This window comes from Rhizobium freirei PRF 81 (genome assembly GCF_000359745.1).
Classification (GTDB): domain Bacteria; phylum Pseudomonadota; class Alphaproteobacteria; order Rhizobiales; family Rhizobiaceae; genus Rhizobium; species Rhizobium freirei.
On sequence record NZ_AQHN01000084.1, the window covers coordinates 116,078 to 141,375 of the forward strand.

The 25,298-nt window shown below is 60.7% G+C and carries 20 protein-coding genes; 17 read left to right on the top strand and 3 right to left on the bottom strand.

Going from position 1 to position 25,298, the window contains the following annotated elements; all coding sequences use genetic code 11:
* Nucleotides 1-144: 144 nt before the first annotated feature.
* From RHSP_RS23980 to RHSP_RS24020, 9 genes are all read left to right on the top strand, one after another.
* Nucleotides 145-1,317, top strand: a complete 1,173-nt coding sequence (locus RHSP_RS23980) for an ABC transporter substrate-binding protein (RefSeq protein ID WP_004124487.1) — start codon at nucleotides 145-147, stop codon at nucleotides 1,315-1,317.
* Nucleotides 1,318-1,408: 91 nt separating this feature from the next.
* Nucleotides 1,409-2,272: a branched-chain amino acid ABC transporter permease gene (locus tag RHSP_RS23985; protein WP_004124489.1), complete on the top strand. Its 864-nt coding sequence runs from the start codon at nucleotides 1,409-1,411 to the stop codon at nucleotides 2,270-2,272.
* Between the two features lies 1 nt (nucleotide 2,273).
* Nucleotides 2,274-3,278 (top strand): branched-chain amino acid ABC transporter permease, encoded by a 1,005-nt coding sequence (locus tag RHSP_RS23990; protein ID WP_037154191.1) that lies wholly within the window; start codon nucleotides 2,274-2,276, stop codon nucleotides 3,276-3,278.
* The gene (locus RHSP_RS23995) at nucleotides 3,275-4,039 is read left to right on the top strand and encodes an ABC transporter ATP-binding protein (RefSeq protein WP_037154194.1); all 765 of its coding nucleotides are present in this window, start codon (nucleotides 3,275-3,277) and stop codon (nucleotides 4,037-4,039) included. The genes RHSP_RS23990 and RHSP_RS23995 overlap by 4 nt, the downstream gene beginning before the upstream one ends.
* The gene (locus tag RHSP_RS24000) at nucleotides 4,020-4,736 is read left to right on the top strand and encodes an ABC transporter ATP-binding protein (RefSeq protein ID WP_004124494.1); all 717 of its coding nucleotides are present in this window, start codon (nucleotides 4,020-4,022) and stop codon (nucleotides 4,734-4,736) included. The genes RHSP_RS23995 and RHSP_RS24000 overlap by 20 nt, the downstream gene beginning before the upstream one ends.
* A 132-nt stretch (nucleotides 4,737-4,868) precedes the next feature.
* The gene (locus tag RHSP_RS24005; protein WP_004124497.1) at nucleotides 4,869-5,261 is read left to right on the top strand and encodes a GFA family protein; all 393 of its coding nucleotides are present in this window, start codon (nucleotides 4,869-4,871) and stop codon (nucleotides 5,259-5,261) included.
* A 134-nt stretch (nucleotides 5,262-5,395) separates the two neighbouring features.
* A complete protein-coding gene (locus RHSP_RS24010; protein WP_051074146.1) occupies nucleotides 5,396-9,022 on the top strand; it encodes a hydantoinase B/oxoprolinase family protein in 3,627 nt (1,208 codons plus the stop codon).
* 86 nt (nucleotides 9,023-9,108) lie between these two features.
* On the top strand, nucleotides 9,109-9,636 hold the full coding sequence (locus RHSP_RS24015) for a winged helix DNA-binding protein (RefSeq protein WP_004124501.1): 528 nt from the start codon (nucleotides 9,109-9,111) through the stop codon (nucleotides 9,634-9,636).
* A gap of 301 nt (nucleotides 9,637-9,937) precedes the next feature.
* Nucleotides 9,938-10,768 carry an MBL fold metallo-hydrolase gene (locus tag RHSP_RS24020; RefSeq protein WP_004124505.1) on the top strand — a complete coding sequence of 277 codons (831 nt, stop codon included), beginning with the start codon at nucleotides 9,938-9,940 and terminating at the stop codon, nucleotides 10,766-10,768.
* 36 nt (nucleotides 10,769-10,804) lie between these two features.
* Here RHSP_RS24020 and RHSP_RS24025 read toward each other — a convergent pair whose 3' ends face one another.
* Both RHSP_RS24025 and RHSP_RS24030 read right to left on the bottom strand, forming a co-directional pair.
* The gene (locus tag RHSP_RS24025) at nucleotides 10,805-11,551 is read right to left on the bottom strand and encodes a polysaccharide deacetylase family protein (RefSeq protein WP_004124507.1); all 747 of its coding nucleotides are present in this window, start codon (nucleotides 11,549-11,551) and stop codon (nucleotides 10,805-10,807) included.
* Nucleotides 11,541-12,638, bottom strand: a complete 1,098-nt coding sequence (locus RHSP_RS24030; protein WP_004124510.1) for a glycosyltransferase family 4 protein — start codon at nucleotides 12,636-12,638, stop codon at nucleotides 11,541-11,543. The genes RHSP_RS24025 and RHSP_RS24030 overlap by 11 nt, the downstream gene beginning before the upstream one ends.
* A gap of 200 nt (nucleotides 12,639-12,838) precedes the next feature.
* Between RHSP_RS24030 and RHSP_RS24035 the strand changes: the two genes are divergently transcribed.
* Nucleotides 12,839-14,563 carry an adenylate/guanylate cyclase domain-containing protein gene (locus RHSP_RS24035; RefSeq protein ID WP_037154198.1) on the top strand — a complete coding sequence of 575 codons (1,725 nt, stop codon included), beginning with the start codon at nucleotides 12,839-12,841 and terminating at the stop codon, nucleotides 14,561-14,563.
* A gap of 63 nt (nucleotides 14,564-14,626) precedes the next feature.
* A complete protein-coding gene (locus tag RHSP_RS24040) occupies nucleotides 14,627-15,505 on the top strand; it encodes an FkbM family methyltransferase (protein WP_004124512.1) in 879 nt (292 codons plus the stop codon).
* 104 nt (nucleotides 15,506-15,609) lie between these two features.
* On the opposite strand, the gene RHSP_RS24045 is transcribed toward RHSP_RS24040, so the two are convergent.
* Entirely contained in the window at nucleotides 15,610-16,089 is a 480-nt protein-coding gene (locus RHSP_RS24045; RefSeq protein WP_004124513.1) for a class I SAM-dependent methyltransferase, read from the bottom strand.
* A gap of 144 nt (nucleotides 16,090-16,233) precedes the next feature.
* Here RHSP_RS24045 and RHSP_RS24050 point away from each other — a divergent pair, with 144 nt between their 5' ends.
* From RHSP_RS24050 to RHSP_RS24075, 6 genes are all read left to right on the top strand, one after another.
* Nucleotides 16,234-17,409, top strand: a complete 1,176-nt coding sequence (locus tag RHSP_RS24050) for a DUF3095 domain-containing protein (RefSeq protein ID WP_004124514.1) — start codon at nucleotides 16,234-16,236, stop codon at nucleotides 17,407-17,409.
* Nucleotides 17,410-17,781: 372 nt separating this feature from the next.
* Nucleotides 17,782-19,119 carry an adenylate/guanylate cyclase domain-containing protein gene (locus RHSP_RS24055; RefSeq protein WP_037154201.1) on the top strand — a complete coding sequence of 446 codons (1,338 nt, stop codon included), beginning with the start codon at nucleotides 17,782-17,784 and terminating at the stop codon, nucleotides 19,117-19,119.
* A gap of 160 nt (nucleotides 19,120-19,279) precedes the next feature.
* Nucleotides 19,280-21,190 carry an ABC transporter ATP-binding protein gene (locus tag RHSP_RS24060; protein WP_004124519.1) on the top strand — a complete coding sequence of 637 codons (1,911 nt, stop codon included), beginning with the start codon at nucleotides 19,280-19,282 and terminating at the stop codon, nucleotides 21,188-21,190.
* Entirely contained in the window at nucleotides 21,184-23,100 is a 1,917-nt protein-coding gene (locus tag RHSP_RS24065; RefSeq protein WP_004124521.1) for an ABC transporter substrate-binding protein, read from the top strand. Before RHSP_RS24060 ends, RHSP_RS24065 begins: the two co-directional genes overlap by 7 nt.
* Entirely contained in the window at nucleotides 23,093-24,091 is a 999-nt protein-coding gene (locus tag RHSP_RS24070; protein WP_004124524.1) for an ABC transporter permease, read from the top strand. The genes RHSP_RS24065 and RHSP_RS24070 overlap by 8 nt, the downstream gene beginning before the upstream one ends.
* Nucleotides 24,088-25,263 carry an ABC transporter permease gene (locus RHSP_RS24075; protein WP_004124531.1) on the top strand — a complete coding sequence of 392 codons (1,176 nt, stop codon included), beginning with the start codon at nucleotides 24,088-24,090 and terminating at the stop codon, nucleotides 25,261-25,263. The genes RHSP_RS24070 and RHSP_RS24075 overlap by 4 nt, the downstream gene beginning before the upstream one ends.
* The last annotated feature ends 35 nt before the right edge of the window (nucleotides 25,264-25,298 follow it).

Below are 25,298 nucleotides of genomic sequence, written 5' to 3' on the forward strand. Positions count from 1 at the left end.
ATACTCATCGCTATTCATAACCATATAAATATGGTTTGCGGCTTTTATTTCATTTTACATCACCATTTCCTATGAGAAATTGGTGGTGATCGGAATTTGAACGATCATGGGCGGCTCGAGAAACGGCTGCCGGGAGGAGAAAGAATGAAACGGTTTGTCTTGGCCGCTATTGCGGCCGTTGCCCTTGGCGGTGCTGCCTATGCCGATACCATCAAGGTCGGCGTCATCGGTCCTTTCTCGGGACCGTTCGCTCTGCAGGGGAAGAATTTCAAGGCCGGCATCGACGCCTATATGGCAATGAACGGCAAGAAGGTGGGCAAGGACGAGGTGGAAGTGATCTACCGCGACGTGCCGCAGGCCGATCCCGCCCAGTCAAAGGCGCTGGCCCAGGAACTCGTGGTCAAAGAGAAGGTTCAGTATCTCGCCGGTTTCTACTTTACCCCGGACGCGATGGCCGTGACGCCGATCCTCAAGCAGGCCAATGTGCCGATGGTGATCTTCAATGCCGCCACTTCGGCAATCGTCACCAAGAGCCCGCTGGTCGTGCGCACCTCGTTTACCACCTGGCAGACCTCGACGCCGATCGCCAAGGTCGCCTCTGACGCAGGCGTGAAGAAGGTCATCTCCGTCGTCAGCGATTACGGCCCGGGCGTCGATGCCGAAAATGCCTTCAAGGCCGGTTTCGAGAAACAGGGCGGCCAAGTGGTCCAGGCGATCCGCATGCCGCTTTCGACCAATGATTTCAGCCCGATCATGCAGCGCATCAAGGATTCCGGCGCGCAAGGCGTCTTCGCCTTCCTGCCGTCCGGTCCAACGACGCTCGGTTTCGTCAAGGCCTATAACGAAAACGGCCTGAAGAGCGCCGGCATCAAGCTGTTCGCGCCCGGCGACCTGACGCAGGAATCCGATCTGCCGGCGCTTGGCGACGCCGCCCTCGGCATGCAGACGACCTTCCATTATGCGATTTCGCATGACTCAGCCGAAAACAAGGCCTTCGTCGCTGCCGCCGGCAAGGCGATCGGCAATCCGGCCGAGCTGACCTTCCCGGCTGTCGGCGCCTTCGACGGCATGCACGTCATCTATAAGATGATCGAGGCGACCGGCGGCAAGCAGGATGCGCAGAAAGCGGTCGATGCCGTCAAGGGCCTGTCCTGGGTCAGCCCGCGCGGTCCGGTCGCCATCGATCCGGAAAGCCGGCATATCACGCAGAACATCTATCTGCGCGAAGTCGCCAAGGGCAGCGACGGCAAATACTACAACAAGGAAATCCAGACCTTCGAGAAGCAGGGCGATCCCGGCCTTGCTGCCGCGAAGTAAGTGCTCCAGAGCCTGATACCCCTGATCGGAAGCCTCCGTTCAGGGGTGTGACGACAGCGGTCGCGCAACAACAACCGGACCAGCGATATCAATGCAAACCGTGCTCAGCATAGCAGTCGATGCCCTCGCTTACGGCATGGTGCTGTTCGTCATCTCCATCGGCCTCTCGGTCACCATGGGCCTGATGCGCGTCGTCAATCTGGCCCATGGCGCTTTCGCCATGATCGGCGGCTATATCGCCTCTTATGCCGCACATGATCTTGGTCTTGGTTATGGCGCTGCCGTCTTGCTGGCCGTGGTGGGCACCGTCATCATCTCCATCCCGATCGAGCGGCTGCTCTATCGGCGCATCTATGGTGCGCCGGAGTTGACGCAGGTGCTGATGACGATCGGCATCACCTTCTGCATCATCGGCATCGCCAATTACGTCTTCGGCCCGACCTTGAAGACCATCCCCTTGCCGGGTAGCCTGCAAGGCTCCGTCGATCTCGGCTTTCGCACTATCGGCACCCATCGCATCTTCGCGATCGTTTGCGGCCTCATCGTCGCTTTGGCGCTGTGGTACACCATCGAGAAGACCTCCTTCGGCGTGAAGCTGCGCGCCTCCGTCGACAATGCCGCAATGGCGGCGGCTCTCGGCGTTCGGACGGAAGTGGTCTACGCGGTCAGTTTCGCCGTCGCCGTCGGGCTTGCCGCCTTCGGCGGCGTCGTCGGCGCCGAGCTGCTACCGGTCGAGCCCTATTATGCCCTGCGCTATATGGTGACCTTCCTCGTCGTCGTCTCCGTCGGCGGTGCTGGTTCGATCTCCGGCGCATTGCTCGCCTGCCTCATCCTCGGCTGCATCGACACGACCGGCCGTTACCTCATGCCGGAATATGGGGAATTCTTCTTCTATCTGGCCGTCATTGCCATTGTCTGCGTCTTCCCGCGCGGCTTTGCCGGGAGAATGAAGTAACATGGCTTTGACCCTTGAAAGAGAGACGGCTGTGACCGTGACCAGACATCGTACATTCGGGCTGGACCTGATCGCGGTCGCGGTCATCGTCGTCGCGGCTGCCGCCGGCTACCTGCTATTTCCCGATAACCTCGCGCTTCTCACCCGTCTGATCGCGATCGCGCTTCTCGTGCTGTCGCTCGATCTCGTCACAGGCTATTGCGGCGTAGCGACCCTCGGCCACGCAGCGCTGTTCGGCGCCGGCGCCTATGCCGCCGGCATAGCGTCTGCTCATTACGGCATCAACGATCCGCTGCTGATGACGCTTGCCGGCATTGTCGCCGGAGCCATCGCCGGCCTGGTCTGTGGCGTCGTTATCTTGAGAGCGCATGGATTGCCGCAACTCGTGCTGTCGATCGCCCTGGTCTATCTATTCCACGAATTCGCCAACAAAGCGTCGAGCTGGACGGGCGGCAGCGACGGATTGTCGGGCATTTCAGCCGATCCGCTGTTCGGCACTTTCGAATTCGATCTCTACGGGCATACGGCTTACCTCTATGGCGTTGCGCTGCTGTTGATCGCGCTTGTGCTGCTGCGCTTCCTCGTGCGTTCGCCCTTCGGGATGCTTTGCCGCGGCATCCGGCAGGATCCTTTGCGCATCCGCGCCATGGGTGCCTCGCCGACAGTGGCGCTGATCAAGATGTATATGATTTCCGGTGCGGTTGCAGGTATCGGTGGCGCGCTGAACGCGATCTCGACGCAGGTCGTCGGCCTCGACAGCCTCTCCTTCACGCAATCGGCCGAGGCGCTCGTCATGCTCGTGCTTGGCGGCACCGGGTCGCTGTTCGGCGCACTCGTCGGCACGCTGATATTCATGCTGTTCGAGGATTACGTCTCCGCCGCCAATCCCTTCCATTGGCTGACGATCGTCGGCGCTTTGTTGATCCTCGTCGTTCTCTTCGCGCCGAAGGGCATCTACGGCACGGCCGCCGCCTATGTGGCTCGCCGCAGCGAGGCGCGGACATGAGCGCGATCTTCGAAGTCAGCAATCTGAAGAAGGCATTCGGCGGTCTGACGGTGACGAACAATGTCAGCCTGTCGATGGCGCCGGGAGATCGCGTTGCCCTGATCGGCCCGAACGGCGCCGGCAAGACCAGCTTCGTCAATCTTGTAACAGGCAATCTGCCGGCGGATTCTGGCGAGGTGCGCATCGCGGGGCAGAACGTCAACAAAGTCGATGCCATCGGCCGGGTGAGGCGCGGTCTGGTGCGTTCGTTCCAGGTGACGCGGCTGTTTCAGGACATGACGCCGGCCGAACATGTCGGCATGGCTGTGCTGCAGCGGACGGGCCGCTCCGGCCGCATGTTCGGCAATTTCCTCGCCATGCGCGATGTCATGGCCGAGACGGAGGAACTGCTCGGCACGCTCGGTCTCGCAGCCCTCGCGCATCGCAAAGTCAGCGAGATTGCTTACGGCCAGCAGCGGCTGTTGGAAATTGCCGTTGCCATGGCCTTGAAGCCGAAAGTGCTTCTGCTCGACGAGCCTGCCGCGGGCGTGCCGCAGAGCGATACCGGCCGCATCGAGCAGGCACTGGCCGATCTGCCCGCCGATCTCGCCGTGCTGATAATCGAGCATGACATGGATCTCGTCTTCCGCTTCGCCAAGCGCGTGGGCGTGCTCGCCGCCGGTACGATCATATTCGATGGATCACCGAAAGACGTGACGCAGGATGCGCGTGTGCGCGAAGCCTACCTTGGGAGCTACGCCAATGCCGGCCACGCCGCTTGAAGTGGAAAATCTGTCGGCCGGCTACGGTCCGACGCGCGTGCTGGAAGGAGTTTCGTTTTCCGTGCCGGCCGGCGGCCGGCTCGCCGTGCTCGGCCGTAACGGCATGGGCAAGAGCACGCTGCTTGCCACGCTTGCCGGGCAGACCCGGCGCTATGATGGCCGTATCCGGTTGGGTTCGGCCGACATCGCCGGCCTGCCAAGTGCCAGGCGTGCCCATCAGGGCCTTGGCTATGTGCCGCAGACGCGCGACGTCTTTCCGACATTAACGGTCGAGGAAAATCTCTCCGTCGGGCTAAAGGGACGACCCAAAAGTGCTCTGCAGGAAGCCTTTGACATGTTCCCGCGCTTGAAGGAGCGCCGCCGGAACCTTGGCGGCCAGCTTTCCGGCGGCGAGCAGCAGATGCTGTCGACCGCGCGCACGATCCTCGGCCGTCCTTCCGTCCTGCTTCTCGACGAGCCGCTGGAGGGGCTTGCTCCCGTCATCTGCGAGGAGTTGATGGCCGCCTTCGCCAAGCTCGCCAAATCGGGCGACATGACGATCCTGCTCGTCGAACAGCGCATCCAGAGTGCGCTCGATTTTGCCAGCGATGTCATCATTCTGGAGCGCGGCCGGCTTGCCTGGAAGGGGACGCCCGAGGCGCTCGCCAAGGATCATCATGCGGTCGAACGCCTGCTCGGCGTCGGCGGGTTGCACTAGCGCTCCCGCCGCTTCCGGCTCGATAGCAGCAGTGCGGCTCGGCGATGGCGCGATGCGTGTGCAGGCGCAATTGCGGTGGCTGTTCCGTTTGTCGTAAGCATTACGCCTGCTTGGTTTCAGAGGAGATGAGACATGGACCGGTTCACCGGTGGCTGCCTGTGCGGCAAAGTAAGATTTGTGGCGTTGGGGCACCCCTACCGGGTCGGCATCTGCCATTGTCTCGATTGCCGCAAGTTTCATGGCGCGCTTTTTCACGCCTCCGCGATCTTTCCTGAGGATGCCGTGACGAGCGAGGGCGAGACGAGCAACTACGGCGGACGGTTTTTCTGCCCCCACTGCGGCTCGTCCGTCTTCTCGCGAAGCGCAGATGAAATTGAAATCAATCTCGGGTCACTCGATGCTCCTGATCAGCTGACGCCGACTTACGAACTCTGGACCATCCGCCGCGAATCCTGGTTGCCGCCGTTTCCGCTCGCAAGACGATACGAGCGCGATCGCGAGGCGGCGGGCCGCTCGGAGGATTAGGGCGCACTCGCACCGGGGATTATACTGATAAAACCAGTCGACGGCGCTCGCCTTCAGGAATTCATGTTGACGACAAAACGTTGACGATTTATCGATATATTATCATTGTTGGCGTCGTTCTGCTGGAGGCGGATTTGTCGGAGAACATTTCGGGTCGTTGGGATTTCTGGATCGATCGCGGCGGCACCTTTACCGACGTCGTCGGACGCGATCCGTCCGGCACGCTCCACGCCCGCAAGGTTCTCTCGGAAAATCCCGAGGCCTATCGCGATGCGGCCGTTCACGGCATCCGCCTGCATCTCGGTCTCGGCAAGGGCGAGCCGGTTCCCGAAGATGCGATCGGCGAGGTCCGCATGGGCACGACGGTTGCCACCAATGCGCTGCTCGAGCGCAAGGGCGAGCGCCTCGCTCTGGTGACGACGAAGGGGTTCCGGGACGCGCTGCGCATCGGCTATCAGGAGCGCAAGAAGATCTTCGCGACCGAGATCGTCAAGCCGGAAGCGCTCTATGAAGATGTCGTCGAGATCGAGGAGCGCGTGCTTGCCGACGGCACCGTCGAGCTTGCCCTGGACGAGAAAGCCGCCGAGGCGGCGCTGCTCAAGCTTCTCGCCAAGGGCTATCGCTCTGTCGCCATCGTCTTCATGCATGCTTACAAGTTTCCGGCACATGAGGCTGCTGTTGCTAAAATCGCGAGATCTATCGGCTTCGAACAGGTCTCGGTCAGCCACGAAGTCTCACCGCTGATCAAGCTCGTCGGCCGTGGCGATACCGCTGTCATCGACGCCTATCTCTCGCCGGTGCTGGGTCGTTATATCGGTCAGGTCTGCGATGAGCTCGATGTTGAGCGCACCGGCGCGCGCGTCATGTTCATGATGTCGTCGGGCGGGTTGACGGCCGCCGATATGTTCCAGGGCAAGGACGCCATCCTCTCGGGTCCGGCCGGCGGCGTGGTCGGGCTAGCAAAGACCGGCGAGCAGGCAGGCTTTGCCAATGTCATCGGCTTCGACATGGGCGGCACCTCGACCGACGTGGCGCATTTCGACGGCGAATACGAGCGTGCCTTTGAAACAGAAGTGGCCGGCGTGCGCGTGCGTGCGCCGATGATGCTGATCCATACGGTGGCGGCAGGCGGCGGCTCGATCCTGCATTTCGATGGCGATCGCTTTCGCGTCGGCCCGGATTCGGCAGGCGCTTTTCCAGGTCCGGCTTGCTATCGCAATGGCGGACCGCTTGCCGTCACCGATGCCAACGTCATGGCCGGCAAGCTCCTGCCGGAGTTCTTCCCCTCCATCTTCGGTCCCAACCAGGACCAGCCGCTGGATGTCGAAACGGTGCGAGCCAAGTTCGCGGTACTCGCAGCCGAAATCGGCGACGGCCGCAGCCCGGAAGATGTGGCCGACGGCTTCATCCGCATCGCCGTTGCCAACATGGTCGAGGCGATCAAGAAGATCTCGGTGCAGCGCGGCTATGACGTGACGCGTTATGCCCTGAACTGCTTTGGCGGCGCCGGCGGGCAGCACGCCTGCCTCGTGGCCGATGCGCTCGGCATGAAGAGCATTCTTCTGCATCCGATGTCCGGCCTTCTCTCGGCCTATGGCATGGGACTTGCCGACATCAGGGCAACGCGCCAAAAGGCGCTTGGCGTTCCGCTCGATGATGCCGCACCGGCGGCGATCGCGGCGCTTGGCAGCGAATTGCGCGGCGATTGCGTGCCCGAACTGGAAGCGCAGGGCGTCGCAACAGCTGAAATCAAGACAGTGCAGCGCGCCCATATCCGCTATGCCGGCACCGACACGCTGCTCGCGGTCGAGACGACCTTCCCCGAGATCGACGATCCCGCGCGGCTGCGCAGCCAGTTCGAGACGTTGCACAAGCGCCGCTTCGGCTTCGTTGCCGAGGACAAGCCGCTCGTCGTGGAAGCTGTCGAGATCGAAACCATCGGCGGCGCGGCTGCCGATATCGCGGTCGAGTTGGGGGCGCCTGCAGAGGGCGAGGCTGAAGCCGCAAGGCGCACTGTCTTCTATTCGAACGGCGAAAGCCACGGAGCGGCCGTTGTCCTGCGCCAGGCGATCAAGCCGGGCCAGACCGTGACCGGCCCGGCCATCGTCATCGAGCCGAACCAGACGATCGTCATCGAGGACGGCTGGCAGGCGCAGCTGACCGCCAAGGATCATATCGTCCTCAAGCGGATCAAGGCGCTGCCGGAACGCAACGCCATCGGCACCAAGGCCGATCCCGTCATGCTGGAGATCTTCAACAATCTCTTCATGTCGATCGCCGAGCAGATGGGCATGACGCTGCAGAACACGGCCTATTCGGTCAACATCAAGGAGCGGCTGGATTTCTCCTGCGCCGTCTTCGATGCGGAAGGCAATCTGGTTGCCAACGCGCCGCATATGCCGGTTCATCTCGGCTCGATGGACGCGTCCGTGGCAACCGCGATCCGCGAAAACGCGGTCATCCATCCGGGCGATGTTTTCCTGATCAATGCGCCTTACAATGGCGGCACGCATCTGCCCGATCTCACCGTCTGCACCCCGGTCTTTGACGATGCCGGCCAAATGATCCGCTTCTGGGTCGCCAGCCGTGGCCATCACGCCGATATTGGCGGCATTTCGCCGGGATCGATGTCGCCGCTCGCCACTCATATCGAGGAGGAAGGCGTCTATATCGACAATTTCAAGCTGCTCGATCGTGGTCGCTTCTGTGAGGCAGAGCTTACTAAGCTGCTGACCGGCGCGCGCTATCCGGTGCGCACGCTCGCGCAGAACATCAATGATCTGAAGGCCCAGGTCGCCGCCAACGAAAAAGGCGTGGCCGAACTGAAGAAGATGATTGCGCTCTTCGGCGAAGATGTGGTCGACGCCTATATGGGTCACGTTCAGGACAACGCCGCCGAAAGCGTGCGCCGCGTTCTCGACCGTCTATCGGATGGCGAATTCAGCTATGAGATGGATCAGGGCTGCAAGATCGTCGTCAAGATCTCGATCGACAAGGACAAGCGCGAGGCAACGGTCGATTTCGCCGGTACATCCGCACAGCGCCCGGACAATTTCAATGCGCCGCAGCCGGTAACGCGTGCCGCCGTGCTCTATGTCTTCCGTGTTCTCGTCGAGGCCGATATTCCGATGAATGCCGGCTGCCTGCGGCCGATCCGGATCATCATTCCCGAAGGCACCATGCTGACGCCGAAATATCCGGCAGCTGTCGTCGCCGGCAATGTCGAGGTCAGCCAGGCCGTGACCAACTGCCTGTTCGGCGCGGTCGAGGCGCTTGCCGCTGCGCAAGGGACGATGAACAATCTGACCTTCGGCAACGACGCCTATCAGTATTACGAGACGATCTGCTCCGGTGCGCCGGCAGGACCGGGCTTCAATGGTGCCGATGCCGTCCACACGCACATGACCAATTCGCGTCTCACCGATCCCGAAATTCTCGAGACGCGTTTTCCGGTCGTGCTGGAGGATTTCCACATTCGCCCGAATTCCGGCGGGCGCGGCAAATGGAATTCGGGCAACGGCACGCAGCGCACCATCCGCACCCGCGAAAAGCTGGAATTCGCGATCCTGTCGGGCCATCGGCGTGTGGCGCCCTTCGGCGTCAAGGGCGGTGAGGCGGGGCAGACCGGGCGCAATTATGTCCGCCGCAACGATGGCAAGATCGAGGAATTGATCGGCTCGGCCCATACCGTGCTTGAGGCCGGCGAAGCCTTTACCGTCGTGACCCCGACCGGCGGCGGTTACGGAAAGCGGGGCGAATAGGAATGTAATGCCGAGGCAGGGCGACAGTCGACGCCCGGCTTCGGCGATCTTGAAGGTGTCGTGATCCGGTTCGAAGGAGTTTTCAGGTGACGTCTGAGGAAAAGAGTAAGCGACGCGAATTGATCGTATCGTCGGCCCATCTTGCAGGTGGCAGTTCGCCGGCTCTCTCAGAGCTGGAATACGGGTCGATCCTCTTTTCCCATGCCTTCAATCGGTGGCTTGTCCGCTGCATGGCGGCGGCCGGCGTGCCCGGCCTTTCGCCGGTCGAGATCCTCATCATCCATTCGGTGCGGCATCGCGACAGGCCGAAAACGCTTGCCGATCTCTGCCTCGTCCTCGACATCGAGGATACGCATGTGGCCAATTACGCCATCAAGAAGCTGGAGGCGGCGGGCCTCGTCAAAAGCGGCAAGGCCGGCAAGGAAAAGACGATCCGGGTTACCGACAAGGGCCTGGACGCGCTGAAGCGCTACACCGAAATTCGCGAGCGGCTGCTGGTGGAGGCGACCAAGGTGTCAGGTCTCTCGCAGGACGGCCTCTCTGATATCGCCTCGCATCTCAGAGCACTGTCCGGCTATTACGAACAGGCCGCACGCTCGGCAGCTACGCTGTAAAGCAGCAATAGGGACGAATCTGTCTTGGCCCCGATCCTCCCAAGATCGGTCTCCCGTTCCGCGAGTAATTTCGCGCTGAACGATCGGGCCGCGACAGTTGATCCCGGCCCCTTATCTATTTTGTCATAGCATACCTATATTAGATCCGTGCGATCCGTTGGCGGTACTCGCCCAACGATCCTTATCGACAGAACGATGAGATCCAGTTTTTACCACCGCGCAACTTTTGGAAATTGCTGGCTTCGCACGATAGCAAAAGTGTGCTTTTTTTGACCGAAAGGGGAATGGTGTAAAAACTTCCATGAACAACGATAGTTTCGAGCTGAAATTTTGGGGCGTGCGGGGGAGCATCCCTGTATCGGGACCGGAATTTGAGCGGTACGGCGGCAATACGTCGTGCATTGAGTTAAGACATGCCGGCAGGCATATTCTATTCGACGCCGGGACCGGTTTGCGCGAGGCGGCCGCATCCCTTGCCAAGGAAGGGGTCCGTAACATTGATCTCTTCTTCACGCATTCGCATTACGACCACATCATCGGCCTGCCTTTCTTCAACGCCATCTATGATCCGCGCGTCAGCGTCGATCTCTGGTCGGGCCATCTTGCCGGCAAAACGACAACGCGGCAGCTGATCGGCCAGTTCATGCGCCCGCCATGGTTCCCGGTCGAACCGGATATCTGTCGCGCCGAGATGAATTTTCGCGATTTTGCTGCCGGTGACACGCTGAAACCGCATCCGGGCATCGTCATGCATACAACTCGTCTCAACCATCCAGGCGGTTGTATCGGCTATCGCATCGAATGGTCGGGCCGGGTGATCGCGATGGTTTACGATACCGAGCATGTGAACGGCCAGCTTGATGAAGCTGCCCTCGCGCTGATGGCCAATGCCGACCTTGTGGTATACGACGCGACCTATATCGAAGCGGAAATGCCGAAATATCTGGGCTTCGGCCACTCCACCTGGGTGGAAGGCATCAAGCTCGCCAAGAAGGCAGGCGCCAAGCGGCTTGCTCTGTTTCATCATGCGCCCGGCCGTACGGATCGCGAGCTGGACGAGATGCAGCGCGAAGCGCAGAAGAGCTTCCCCGAAGCGTTCTTCGCCTTCGACGGACAGTCGCTGCAGCTCTGAGCGCTCGCAGCGACAGACCGAACTTACAGCACGGCGCTAATGCACGAAATTGCCGACCGGCCGCCATTCGATGGCGGCATGGCCAGCGGTTTCCTCAAACAGCGTCTCGATGAAACTCCAGGCGACAGCATCATGCACCAGATGGTGCGTCATCACGCCGATCGGCTCGTCGTTACCGTCAAAGCGGTTCTGAAGTTCTTCCACCAGGCGGCCGATGATTTCGGCATGTGGTAGGCCTCCGCGTACGCCGTGCCATCTCATGATGTCGATATGTGTGTTGATCAGGCCGATGGGGGCCTGCTTTGCCAAGCCGAAAACCGAGACGGCGCGATAGCCAAAGGGTGCGAGATGCGGCAGCAGCGCATCGTCGATCCGGTTCCATGGCGGCACGAGCAGCGGGATAAACTGCTGGGGATAAAGGGCCTTGAGCTTGTCGAAGCCGCGGTGAAGCTCGTCGAGCACGACCTCTTGAGGCCGGTGCAGGCCAAGCTCCTGCTTCTTGGTGTCATCCGGAGCATGGTTCTGATGCGTCCAGCCATGCACCGTGGCGGTGATGCGGCTTTCACGCGCCAGTCGCTCCGCGAGCGGCTCTGCTGTCGGCCCCGGAATGATCGCAAGCGTCATCGGCACTTCGAAGCGATTGGAAAGCGCCAGCAGCCGGTCGAGGGCAGGGGTGGGCTCGATGGCGTCGTCGTCACGGAACCAGAATTTCACCTTCCGCCCTGCCTCGCTCCATCGCCGCAACTCGTCGCGCAATGGCTGCCATTCGGCCTTATCGCTCATAATAGGTGTCTCCCAGATATTTTCGAAGAATGGTTTCCAATCGCTTCGAGGCGGCGGTCAGGGATCGCTCCTGGTGGGCGAAGTCATAGGCTGCATCCGCTATGGCCTGCCGCCGGTTCCGATCGTTCAAAAGCTCTCCGACGGCGTCGGCATAGGCTTGGATATCGCCTTCCGGCGTCAGCAATCCCGTCCTGCCAGCCATCACCACTTCCGGCACGCCCGCCGTCGCCTGTGCGACAATGGGGAGGCCTGCGGCCTGCGCCTCCAGATAGGCAAGGCCATAGGCCTCGTTGCAGCCGGGCCAGACATAAAGGCCGGCTGCCGCGAGCTCCGCTGCGATCTCGGATGTGGAGCGCTCTCCGCGCCAGATGATCCGGCTTTCGCCAAATGCGGAAAACAGTGACCTGACCTCGGCCCGCATCGGCCCGTCGCCGATGATGGTCAGGGTCCAATCTTGATCGCGGATCAGATCGAGAGCGCTTGCCAGCATCGTATAGCTGTCGAATTTATCGCCTTTGCGCAGCATCGCCACCGCAATCAGCCGCCGCGGATCGGAGGCGGAGCGCGTAAAGGGCGTGGTGTCGATGAAGGGCAGGAAGCGCTCGTAACGGCCATCGGGGATGGCATCCAGCAGGCCGATCCGGTCCCGTTCCGTAAAGCATAGATTGACGGCGGCGAGCCGCACCGCATCGGCGATAAGGCGCTGGTTCTCGTCCCAGCCGTTGGCATCGTGGCGGCGGGAATAGGACGCTTCGGCGGTAACATAGGGAATGCCGATCCTGCGGGCGATCGGCGGGCCGAGGAGGTCGGGCGTCTTGTAATAGGGATGGTAGGTGAACCACAGGTCGGGGGCGGGCTCGCGCTGCCATCGGCCAAGCAGCCGGACCATTTCGCTTTCGGCCTGCCGGGCAATTTCCGCCCGCGGAGCGGCCTCCGGAGTTGGCGTGAAACTGCGCAATTCGGAAGCGACCTCGACCCGATGCCCTGCCATTTCCAGCGCCGCGATGATCTGCCGGGCCATCAGCCGGTCACCGGATGGGACCGGATGGCCGGGCGGTTTCAGCGGAGCGTAGAAAGCGATTTTCATGATGCCGGCACACGGTTGACGATTAAGTGATGATGGAAGCCTGAAACGTGAAGGGATTGCCCGAATTCCGACCGGTTGCGTGACAATAAGGTGCCTGCTTCAAAACGCCGCATGCTCGACAGTATGTGGCGTTGCGGCTAGATGAATAGGCGATAGCCGTTTTCGCTTCTGTTGTGAACGGACAATATACATTGGGTACGATGACCATCGAGGCAAGAAAGCCAATCATTTCCGATCGCCTTGTGCGAAAGCTGCGACTTGGCTCGGGTTTGGTCGTTTTTACCTTCGTGATCATGCATCTGGCCAATCACTCGCTCGGGCTGATCTCGCTCGGTGCAGCCGAATCTGCGCAGCATTGGTTCATGGCCGTCTGGCGCAATCCGGCCGGAACCGTGCTTCTTTATGGAGCGCTGATTCTCCACATCCTGCTCGTGCTGCGAATGCTCTATAGGCGCAGAACGCTGGTCATGCCCGCCGGCGAAGCTTTTCAGATCGTCACTGGTCTGCTGGTGCCCCTTCTCCTGATCGACCACATCGTTTCGACACGCATCGTCCATGACGTCTACGGTTATCACGATAGCTACAAGGCGATCGTGCGCACCCTATGGGTGACGACACCGTTCAACGGCGTGCGTCAGTCGCTCGTGCTCCTGATCGTTTGGCTGCATGGATGTATCGGCGTTCATTTCTGGCTGCGCTACCGCTCTTGGTATATGGCGATCGCTCCTGTGATCCTGTCGCTTGCCATCGTTCTGCCGGTTCTTGCCTTGCTCGGTTTTGCGGCTATGGGCAAGACCGTGGCACATGAAGTCGCTCATGAGGATGAGCGCGGCTATCGCGGTGGCTATTACAGCGACGTGCGGAGCTATGGCGAAACCGGTTCCGCGCCGGGCGGCCAGATGGCGCAAGCCTTGTGGCCATATAGGGCAGGGTTCTATGGCGCCTTCAGCCTGTCGATCGTCGCTCTTTTCGGTTTCCGCACGCATCGCAGATTGCGCGAGCGGCAACATCAGGTCGCCATCCGTTATGCCGGTGGAGAGGTCGTGCACGCCCCGCGCGGCTTCAGCGTCCTCGAAGCGAGCCGCCTCGGCGGCATCCCGCATTATTCCGTCTGTGGCGGCAAGGGCCAGTGCTCCACCTGCCGCGTGCAGATCATCGATGGCGCCGAAAATCTGCCGCAGCCGGAAGCCTTGGAACAGAAGACCCTGAACCGCATCGGCGCGACGCCGGATGTCCGGCTTGCCTGTCAGCTGCGGCCCACCGGGAACGTTACTGTCGTGCCACTCCTGACGCCGATGGCGGAAGCGACGATCCCGGTCTACACCCAGGCGGCCAGTCCCGGTCGCGAGCGCGAGATCGTCGTGTTCTTCTGCGATCTCCGCCATTTCACCGCGCTGACGGAAGCGCGCCTGCCTTTCGATATTGTTTTCCTGCTCAATCGCTATTTCGCTATCGTCGGGCGCATCATCGAGGAGAATGGCGGCCGGATAGACAAGTTCATCGGCGATGGCGCCATGGCTCTCTTCGGTCTTCGCACTACCCCCAAGGAGGCCAATCGTCAGGCGTTGAAAGCGGCCGCAGCGATCGTGCGGGAAATCGACAAGCTCAGCGCCGAACTCGCCGACGAATTGACCACACCACTCGAAATCGCCATCGGGCTGCACACCGGTTTGGCGGTGGTCGGTTCGATGGGCTACGGCAGCGTGAAGAACGTGACGGCGATCGGTGATACGGTCAATGTCGCCAGCCGCCTGGAGAGCGTCGCCAAGGAGTATAATAGCGCCCTGGTCTTTTCCGAGCCGGTGGCCCGGCTTTCGGAGATCGACGTCGCCGGCGTCGAAAGCCGCGAGATTGCCGTTCGAGGCCGGGGCGAGCCCTTGCGGGTCTATATCGTTTCGAAGGAAGCGAGCCGCCGCTTTGTCTGATGCAGCGTGCAATCCCGTGTCCCCCGTTTCCAACGGCAAGGCGCTGGTGTAGGGATGGCGCCCATGTTCGACGGCAAGATCCTCATGAGAAAATACTGGAAACGCGCCTTCCGCAGGAAGCGGGATGCGATCGCGACGCGCCTGTTCGATACGCGCCTCGGCCGGGATATCCTTGTCAGCGCGCTCGGCCCGCGCGTCAAGACGATGACGGTGGATTGCGGCGATCACGTCATGAGCTTTTCGCCGGCCGATTACATCGGCCGCAAGGTCTTTCGAAAGGGGCATTTCGAGCGCGACCATGTCGACCGGCTGCTGAGTGTGTTGCGCGAGCGCGGTCTGCTGCGCAAGGGTTCGGCGCTGCTGGAACTCGGCGGCAATATCGGCACGCAGACCTGCTATTTCGCTCTCAGCGGCGTCTATGGCCGTATCATCAGCGTCGAGCCGGATCCGCGCAATTTTCGGCTGCTATCGGCCAATATCGCCGATAACGGCTTTCAGGCGGTCGTAACTGCGGTCAATTGCGCCGCTGGCGATCGCGATGGGCAGCTCGATTTCTATCTGAACCGCAAGAACCATGGCAAAAGCAGCGCCCTGTGCCAGAGCGCAAGCGACGAGAAGATCTCCGTTCCCGTCCGGCCTGTCGCCGACATTCTGATGCAGGCTGGGGTCGATCCTGGAGATGTCGGCCTGATCTGGATGGATATCGAGGGTTACGAGCCGGTCGCCTGCCGGTCGATGCGGATGCTGATGGCCCGCAAAGTGCCGCTTTACATGGAATTCACGCCTGCCTTCTACGGCCAGGAGCAGGCCGAGGCCTTCGTCGGCGACCTTGCCAGCCACTACAGCGAATGTCTTGCCTTCTTCGAAGGCCGCGAGGAGACGATGAAAGTCGCCGACCTGCCGACAAAGGGTGAGCAGTTCGATGTGCTGTTTCTGGGCTGAAGCGAGACCGTTTCCGCTGTTCTTCGAATTGCGAAAACGCTCTATCTTCTTGTTTTTTAAGAATTCCGGACGAAAAGCCGCCGCGCGCTTTTCCTGGAAATGCTCTATCTGCGTCGATAGATGAAATAGCGTCCGGCTTTGACGGTATCCGGCAGCGGCAAAGTCTGGAGGTCGGCATGGTCGAGTGGCAGGCCGCTGACTGCAAGTCCTCCCGACGCCAGAACGCCGGCCATGATCCCGGGCAGCCAGGTGAGCGTGACCGCATCCTTGTCTTCGTAGCCGGTGCCGATATCGGCATGGGCAAGCGAGGCTCCCGCGCCGACGAAGCGCCCGACTGTGTCCTTGATTTCACCGAGAACGAGATTGTCGGCCGACGGCATGGAAGGGCCGTAGGCGTTGGCGGCCCGATCGAAGGCGATGATGCGACGATCGGGGAAGAGTTCGCGCAGATGGTCGAAGGTGCGGCCATTGCCCAGGCCGAGCTCCAGCACCGGGCCTTCGAGCATTCTGACCTGGTCGGCGACGGCATTGAGGATATCGCGCTGTGCGCTCAGGCGGCGAATGAAACTATCCAGGCGGCTCATCGTATCTGTTATATCCTTGGCGTTTTTGATGCCTCTGTCGCTCGCAGTAGCACGGCCGGCATTGTCGGTCGACCGCCCGCTGGTTTTTCAGCATGTTTGCTGTAGGGATAGAGTGTCGCAGCGCTCATAAAAGGGGGAGCAGTCATGGTAGAGGTATCCAATGACGATTTCTTCCATAAGCTGACGGCCTTTACCCGCTTCGAGGGGGTGACCGACAGTGCCAATTATCGGCCTCTTCCGGATGATTGGCTGATTGCGATCGCCGATATCGTCAGCTCGACAAAGGCGATCGCGGCAGGTCACTATAAATCCGTCAACATGGCCGGCGCCAGCGTGATCTCCGCCGTGCTCAACGCACTCGACAAGGGCGACTATCCCTTCGTTTTCGGTGGCGACGGCGCACTGGTTGCCATCCCGCCGACGGGAGAGGCACGGGTGCGCCCGGCCCTTGCGGCCGTGCGCAGCTGGGTCAAGGAGGAGTTGCAGCTCGATCTGCGTACCGCGCTCGTGCCGATGTCGGCCGTTCGCGGCGAGGGGCTGGATGTCATGGTCGCCCGCTTCAGCCCCAGCGAATATGTGTCCTACGCCATGTTTTTCGGTGGTGGCACAAGCTGGGCTGAAAAGCAGATGAAAGCGGGAAACTTCATCGTCGAGCCGGCGGCGCCGGAAGCAAGGCCCGACCTGACCGGCCTGTCGTGCCGCTGGAATCCGATCAAGGCCCATAATGGCGAAATCGTCTCCATCATCGCCGTTCCCGGCGATATCGGCAACAGCGCGAAATTCCAGCTGCTCGTTGCCGACATCATCGCCATTTCCAGAGAAGAGAGCCGCGACGGCCATCCGGTGCCGGCCGAGGGGCCGACACCGTCGCTGGTCTTCGACGGAGCTGACATGGAAGCGCGCGCTCAGGCGCCGGCTGCCGATCGCTGGTGGCGCAAGCTAGCCATCGACGCGCAGGTTGTTCTCGTCTACATCCTCGATAGGTTCGGGCTGCGCGTTGCGTCTTTCGACGCGAAGATCTACAGGCGTGACTTGGCCGCCAACTCCGATTTCCGCAAATTCGACGACGGCCTGAAGATGACGATAGATGTCGATGCCGACCACCTCTCACGCATCGAGGCGAGGCTGCGCCAGGCAGAGGCGGAAGGCGTCTGCCGCTATGGTCTGCATCGGCAGGACAGCGCGCTGATGACCTGCTTCGTGCCGACGCCGCTGATGCGCGACCATATGCATTTCATCGACGGAGCGAGCGGCGGCTATGCGATGGCCGCGATGGCAATGCGGGGCAAGAGACCGCCTGAGATTGCGGTCGGCGGCTGATGCCGTAGGTTCCGGGACAGCGATACATTTCGTCGGCTATTTTGCCGCGAACACAATTTTATCGAGTCAGCCCAGCTTTTCCCCATTGTTTCAGCGATATGTTCGCCTTATCTGAAGGAGAACAAAACGAGAGTCGGCGATTTTGGCCGATGGCTTTTGCTGCACTTTGGCGGCGCCGACCGCGGCGAAATGCAGCAAGATTTTTATGGCATCGGTGCGATCCTGGGCTTTCGGGGAGAAGTGCCGCTGCCTCACATGATTGTTTCATCCGACCCAACTAGGCCGGAGGCACTGCAGGGGCAGCTCGGGGATCGGCCGCCGATGCAGTGTTGGGCGACGCGTCGATAATTGCAAAGATAGGCCGCGGGGATAATGACTGCTCATTCGACTGTTTCCGATATTCTTCTCGACAAGGTGGCAGAGTGGTTGACGCAGGCGGCGTTGACCGGGGAGAACCTTGAGACCATCGTTCGGGGGTTCTGCGAGCGCATGGCAGCCACCGGTATGCCGATCAATCGGGTGCATCTGACCTTCTCGATGCTGCATCCGCTCTATGATGCGCTTGGCTTTACCTGGCGGCGTGCCGGCGGGCTGACGATCGAGGGCTACCGGCATGTGAACGAAAAGCCCGAGCGCTTCGTTCAGAGCCCCTATTATTATCTGCTGTCGAACAATCTCCAGCACTTGCGCCGCCGGATCGATCTTGACGGCGCCATCGAGTTTCCGATTTTCGAGGATTTGCGTAAGGAGAAGGTCACCGATTACCTCGCCTTCGTGCAGACCTTCGGCGCGGGGTCGGTGCAGGGCATGATGGGTTCCTGGTCCACCGACAGCATCGGCGGGTTCAGCGAGGATATGATCGCAGCGCTGATGCGCATCCAGAACCATCTGGCCATGGCTGCCAAGATGGCCGTTCTCGGCCGGCTCGCGAACAACATGCTGACGACCTATCTTGGCGGCGACGCCGGCAAGCGCGTGCTGAACGGGCAAATCCGCCGCGGCGACGGCGAGACGATCCGTGCCGCGCTGGTCATGGGCGACATGCGGCAATCCACCGTTTATGCCGAGAAGGAGGGGCGGCAGGCCTATATCGATACGCTCAACGAATTCTTCGACGCGATTGCTGCGCCCTTTAACCGCAATGGTGGCGAAATAATGAGCTTTCTCGGCGACGGATTTCTGGCCGTCTACCCTTGCGGCCGGCACAAGGATCCGTCGAAGGTGGCCTGCGAGGCGGCGCTGTCGGCCGTCTTCGAAGCGCAGCGTCGCGTCTCCGCCCTGAACGAGGAGCGCCAGTCCCGCAATCTGAGCGCCGTGCGCTACGGGATCGGTCTGCATGTCGGCAATGTCATGTTCGGCAATGTCGGCTTGAAGGACCGGCTGACGTTTTCGGCCTTCGGTGCTGCCGTCAACGAAGTGGAGCGATTGCAATCGCTGACCAAGAAATATGCGACCGAGGTCGTCGCCAGCCAGGCATTCTCCGGCTACACGGATTGCGAATGGGGAACGCTTGGGGAGGAGAAGCTGCGCGGCGTGCGTCAGCGCTTTACAGTCGTCTCTCCGAAGCCCGCAACGGCGGCCAGCCGCGTGGCGGATATCTTCAGCGACACGGAGACGGATGGGTTATCCGAGGCGGAGCAGGTCATTCTGTTACATAGGGATGCCAAGAAGTTCGAGAGCCGTCTTCAAGTCGATAGGTTCCGACCCTGACTGTTGCATTCGATCAGTTCAGCATAAGCCCATATACCACTGGAAAGACGACAGTTTTTTAACAGTCCCAGCACTGCTCAGATAAGCTAGACACCTGTTCTGGCCTACGTTAGTGTGCCGTATAAGGCCACAAAGGTCAGGTGAGCGGGAAGTAATATGTATGGCGTCAGGGACTGATCTGCTGCGTGTCGAGAACCTCGACGTCTCGTTCTCGCTTTATGGAGATAAGCTGAATGTCGTCAAGAATGCCGGCCTGAGGGTGCTTCCCGGCAAGGTTACGGCATTGGTGGGCGAATCCGGCTCGGGAAAATCGATTATCAGTCAGTCGATCATGGGCATTCTTCCCGCCGCGGCAAAGGCAACGGGACGCATTCTCTTTACCGATCCGCTCGATGGCCAGACGACGGACCTTCTCCAGTTGCCGCGTGATGGAGTTGAGATGCGCAGGCTGCGCGGCGCGCGCATGGCGAAGATCTTTCAGGAGCCGATGACCTCGCTGTCGCCGTTGCACACCGTCGGCAATCAGATCAGTGAGGCGCTGCGTATCCATCGTCCCGGCATCAGCAGGGCGGAGCAGCGCGAAATGACCGAGGAGATGCTGGGCCTTGTCGGCTTTCAGGATCCCTATCATACGTTCAACATGTATCCCTTCGAGCTTTCGGGGGGCATGCGGCAGCGTGCGATGATCGCCATGGCGCTGATTTGCAACCCGGCGCTGCTGATTGCCGATGAGCCGACGACGGCGCTCGACGTCACCATCCAGGCGCAGATCCTCGGCCTGTTGCGCAATCTGCAGCAGAGCTTCAACATGGCGATGCTGTTGATCACCCACGATCTCGGCGTCGTCGCCAACATGGCCGATGAGGTCGTTGTCATCTATCATGGCGAGATCATGGAGGCGGGGCCGGTCGATGCGATCTTCCGCAATCCGCAGCACCGCTATCTGAAGGCGCTGATGGCCGCGGTGCCGCATTTCGACATGAAGCCGGGCGAGCGGCTGAAGGCTCTACGCGAGGTTCCCGTCAATCTCGGCACGTTTTCCGGCAAGAAGAAGCTCATCGCCGGCAGTCCGGCGACATCGGGTACGACGCCGGAAATCCTGCTCAGCGTGCGCAACCTGACCAAGACCTATACTTCGAAAGCCGGCGGGCTGTTCGGCAAGCGGGACGGCACGAAATTCCGCGCCGTGGATGATGTCGGCTTCGATATCCGTCGCGGTGAATGTCTTGGTCTTGTCGGCGAAAGCGGCTGCGGCAAGACGACGGTGAGCAAGATCCTCATGCGGGCGATCAGGGCCGACAGCGGCTCCGTCAGCTTCGACGACGGCAGCGGCAAGATCGATTTGCTCGCCGTCAAAGGCAGGGATTTGATGGATCTGCGCACGAAGATACAGATGGTCTTCCAGGACCCTGTCTCGTCGCTCTCGCCGCGCATGACGGTCCGTAATATCCTAAGCGAGCCCCTGGAGATCCATGGGCATGGCGATAGCGACGAACGCAGGGAGAAGGTCAAGGCGCTGATGCAGGCGATCGGGCTCGATAAGCACTATCTGAGCCGCTATCCCCACAGCTTCTCGGGCGGCCAGCGCCAGCGCATCGGCATTGCGCGCGCATTGGCGCTGGGGCCGAAGCTTTTGATCCTCGATGAGCCCGTCTCAGCGCTCGACGTCTCGGTCCAGGCGCAGATCCTCAATCTTCTCAAGGATCTGCAGAAGGAGCTCGGCCTGACCTATCTGTTCATCTCGCATAACCTTGCCGTGGTCGACTATATGGCCGACCGGATTGCCGTCATGGCGCGGGGTCGGATCGTCGAAATCGCGCCGCGTGAGATCATCTTGCGCGAGCCCGTCCATCCCTACACCCGCTCGCTGCTTGCAGCCGTGCCGTTCCCCGATCTCGACCGGCCGCTGGATTTCTCGGCATTGAACAGCGAGGGGCCAGCAGCACGGCAGAAATGGGGGCCGCAGTTCTCGGAAAGCGGAGACGCAGCCCTCGCCTATACCGATTTGGGCGGTGGTCATTTCGTTCGCGCACGCAGGGGTGTCGATGCCCAGGAGCTGCGCAAATGGTAACTCGCAGAACCTTTCTCGGCCTACTGGCCTCCGCGGTGCTTCCTTCGCCTCTTGCCGCAGCCGATGTCGACAACGAGCCCGAATATCTCGCCGATTGGCTGAGAGCCGGCCAGTTGCCGCATCTCGCCAAGCGCCTGCCGAAATTCCCGCGCGTCGTCAACGTCGCCGCCATGGGACGCACACCGGGCCACTATGGCGGTTCGGTGCGAACTATCATCGGCAGCCAGAACGATATCCGTTTCATGACGATCTACGGCTATGCCCGTCTCGTCGGCTACGACCGCAGCCTGACGCTACAGCCGGATATTCTGGAGTCTTTTTCCTCCGTCAACGATATGGTTTTCACCTTCAAGTTGCGCGAAGGGCATAAATGGTCGGACGGGCAGCCCTTCACTGCCAATGACTTCCGCTACTGGTGGGAAGACGTCATTCTCGACAAGCAGCTCACACCCGGCGGCGGGGCCTTGGAGCTGCGTCCGCACGGCAGCCTGCCGCGTTTTGAGATGCTCGACGAATTGACGGTGCGTTATTCCTGGGACGATCCCAATCCGGGTTTCCTGTCGACCCTTGCCGCCCCGCAGCCGCTGATCATCGCCGGCCCGGCGCATTACCTCAAGCAGTTCCACAAGAAATACCAGGACAGCATTCGCCTTGCTTCGCTGATGCAGGAAAACCGGGCGAAGAAGTGGCAGGACCTTCATATCAAGATGGGCCGCTCGTACCGGCCTGAAAATCCCAATCTGCCGGTCCTCGATCCCTGGAAAAACACGACGGCACCGCCAGCCGAGCAGTTCATATTCGAACGCAACCCCTATTTTCATCGCGTTGACGAGAATGGGCGGCAGCTGCCCTACATCGACCGCATGATCCTGAACATCAGTTCGTCGTCGATCATCGCCGCCAAGACCGGTGCGGGAGAGAGTGATCTGCAGGCAACCGGCATAGACTTCAGCGACTATACTTTCCTGAAAGAGGCGGAGAAGCGCTATCCGGTCAAGGTCAATCTTTGGAAAATGGTGCGCGGCTCGCGCGTCGCGCTGTTTCCAAATATGAACAGCGCCGATGCTGTCTGGCGGGATGTCCTGCGCGATGTCAGGGTGCGTAGAGCCATGTCGCTGGCGATCGACCGCCATGAGATCAACATGGCCGTCTTCTACGGCCTTGGCACGGAAAGCGCCAATACCGTCCTGCCGGACAGCCCGCTCTTCAAGCCTGAATATGCGTCGGCCTGGATCGCGCACGATCCGGATCAGGCCAATGCTCTCCTCGATACCGCCGGCCTTGCCAAGCGCGACGATGACGGCATCCGTCTGTTGCCGGATGGGCGGCGGATGGAGATCACCGTGGAAACGCCGGGTGAAAGCACGCTTGATTCCGACGTCCTGGAACTGGTGACCGATCACTGGCGCAAGATCGGCATTGCGCTTTTCACGCGTGTGTCACAACGCGATGTCTTTCGCAGCCGTGCCATGGGCGGGCGCATTCAGATGTCGTTGTGGTACGGCCTCGACAACGGCGTGCCGACGGCGGACATGAATCCGGCGGAGCTGGCACCCACGACCGACGACCAGATGCAATGGCCGCTCTGGGGCATGTATTACCTCTCGCGCGAGACGAAAGGGGTTGCGCCCGACGTTCCGGAGGCGGCCAAACTCGTCAAGCTGCTTCATGAGTGGGAGGAGGCCGCATCCTCCTTCGAGCGTGCCGAGATCTGGCACAATATGCTGGCGATCTATGCGGACCAGGTTTTCTCCATCGGGCTCGTCAACGGCACGCTGCAGCCGATCGTTCACTCGTCGCGCATGCAGAACGTGCCCGATAAGGCGCTCTACGGCTTCGATCCGACCTGCTATCTCGGGGTTTACATGCCAGACACCTTCTGGATGAAGGAGGATCGTCCCAATGCTTAGATATATCTTCTGGCGCATTGCGGTGATGATCCCGACGTTGATCGTCATCTCCATGCTGGTCTTCACCATCATCCAGCTCCCGCCTGGCGATTTCTTCGAAAGCCAGATCGCCGAACTGCGCGCTCAGGGCGAGACCGCAAACCTCCAGCAGATAGAAGAGCTTCGCCACGAATATGGGCTCGACCGGCCGCTTCCGATTCAATATCTCCGCTGGGTCGCCGGCATGCTGCATGGCGATTTCGGCTACTCCTTCGAATATCAGCTGCCGGTATCGGATGTGGTCGGCGACCGCCTGTGGCTGACCATTCTGGTGTCGATGACGACGATCCTCGTGACGTGGCTGATCGCCTTCCCGATCGGTATCTATTCGGCCACGCATCAATACAGCTGGGGCGACTACGGCCTCACCTTTCTCGGATTGCTTGGCATCGCCATCCCGAACTTCATGCTGGCGCTGATCCTGATGTATTTCGCCAATGTCTGGTTCGGAGTGTCGGTCGGCCATCTGATGGATCAAAAATACCTGTCGCAGCCGATGAGCTGGGAAAAGGCGCGTTCGATCCTGGCGCATCTGTGGATCCCCGTCATCATCGTCGGCACGGCGGGGACGGCCGGGATGATCCGCCGCCTCCGCGCCAACCTGCTCGATGAAATGCCGAAGCAATATGTCATCACCGCGCACGCCAAGGGCCTGCATCCGCTGAGGGCGCTGGTCAAATATCCGTTGCGCATGGCGTTGAACTTCTTCGTCGCCGATATCGGTTCCATCCTGCCGTCGATCATTTCCGGCGCCGAAATCACCGCCATTGTGCTGTCGCTTGAGACGACAGGCCCGATGCTGATCCGTGCCTTGCAGAGCCAGGACATGTATCTTGCCGGCTCGTTCCTGATGTTCCTGGCCTTCCTCAACGTCATCGGCGTGTTGATTTCCGATATCGCTCTCGGCTTTCTCGATCCCCGCATCCGCTTGCAAGGCAGGAGTACAAAGTGACCGCACCCCTGCCAAGCCCCGGCGCCCCACTGGAGCATTATGTCTCGAGCGCGGATTTCGATCCGGATCAGTTCGAGGCCATGTCCGCTGGCCAGCAACGCTACTACATGGCCTCTCAAAAGAAGCTGATGTGGTGGAAGTTCAAGAAACACAAGCTCGCGCTCGCATCCGGCATCTTCCTGGCGCTGATGTATGGGATGATCCTGATTGTGGAGTTCGTGGCGCCTTATGGGCTGCACAGCCGCAACGTCGACTATATTCATTCGCCACCGCAGGCGATTCACTTTTTCGATAAGGGCAACTTCGTCGGGCCGTTCGTCTATGGCCGCAAGATGACGCTCGATATTGACACGTTGCGCCGGAGCTACACCGACAACACATCGGACGTGCAGCCCATCCGCTTCTTCTGTCGCGGCGATGCCTATCGCTTCTGGGGGCTGGTGGAGTCAAACGTCCATCTGGTTTGCCCGGCCGTCGGCGGTCAGATGTATCTGCTGGGAACCGACCGGCTCGGCCGTGACGTGCTGTCGCGGATCATCTACGGCGCACGCATATCCCTGACGATCGGGTTGATCGGCATTGCCATCAGCTTCGTGCTCGGGATCGTCATCGGCGGTCTTGCGGGATATCACGGCGGCCTGTTCGACCTGCTTGTCCAGCGCGTGATCGAAATCCTTCAATCGATACCAAGCCTGCCGCTATGGATGGCGCTAGCAGCGATCATGCCGGTAAGCTGGAGCCCGATTATCGTGTATTTCGGCATTACCATCATTCTCGGCATTCTGGACTGGACGGGTCTTGCGCGCGCAGTTCGCTCCAAGCTTCTATCGTTGCGCGAGGAAGACTATGTGCTTGCCGCGCAGCTGATGGGCGCCCCCACGAGGCGCATCATCGGCCGTCATCTTGTGCCGGGGTTCATGTCGTATCTGATCGCTGCGGCGACGACCGCTGTTCCTCGCATGATTCTCGGCGAGACGGCGCTGAGCTTCCTCGGATTAGGCCTGCGCCCGCCGATCACGAGCTGGGGTATTCTGCTGACCGAGGCCAAGGACGTCAGCGTGATCGCCTTCTATCCATGGCTTCTTTTCCCGATGATCCCGGTGATTTTGGTCATTCTGGCGTTCAACTTTTTAGGAGACGGCTTGCGCGATGCAGCCGATCCCTACAAATAGCAGGGTGAATGGCGAAGACAGGATTGCAATTCGAC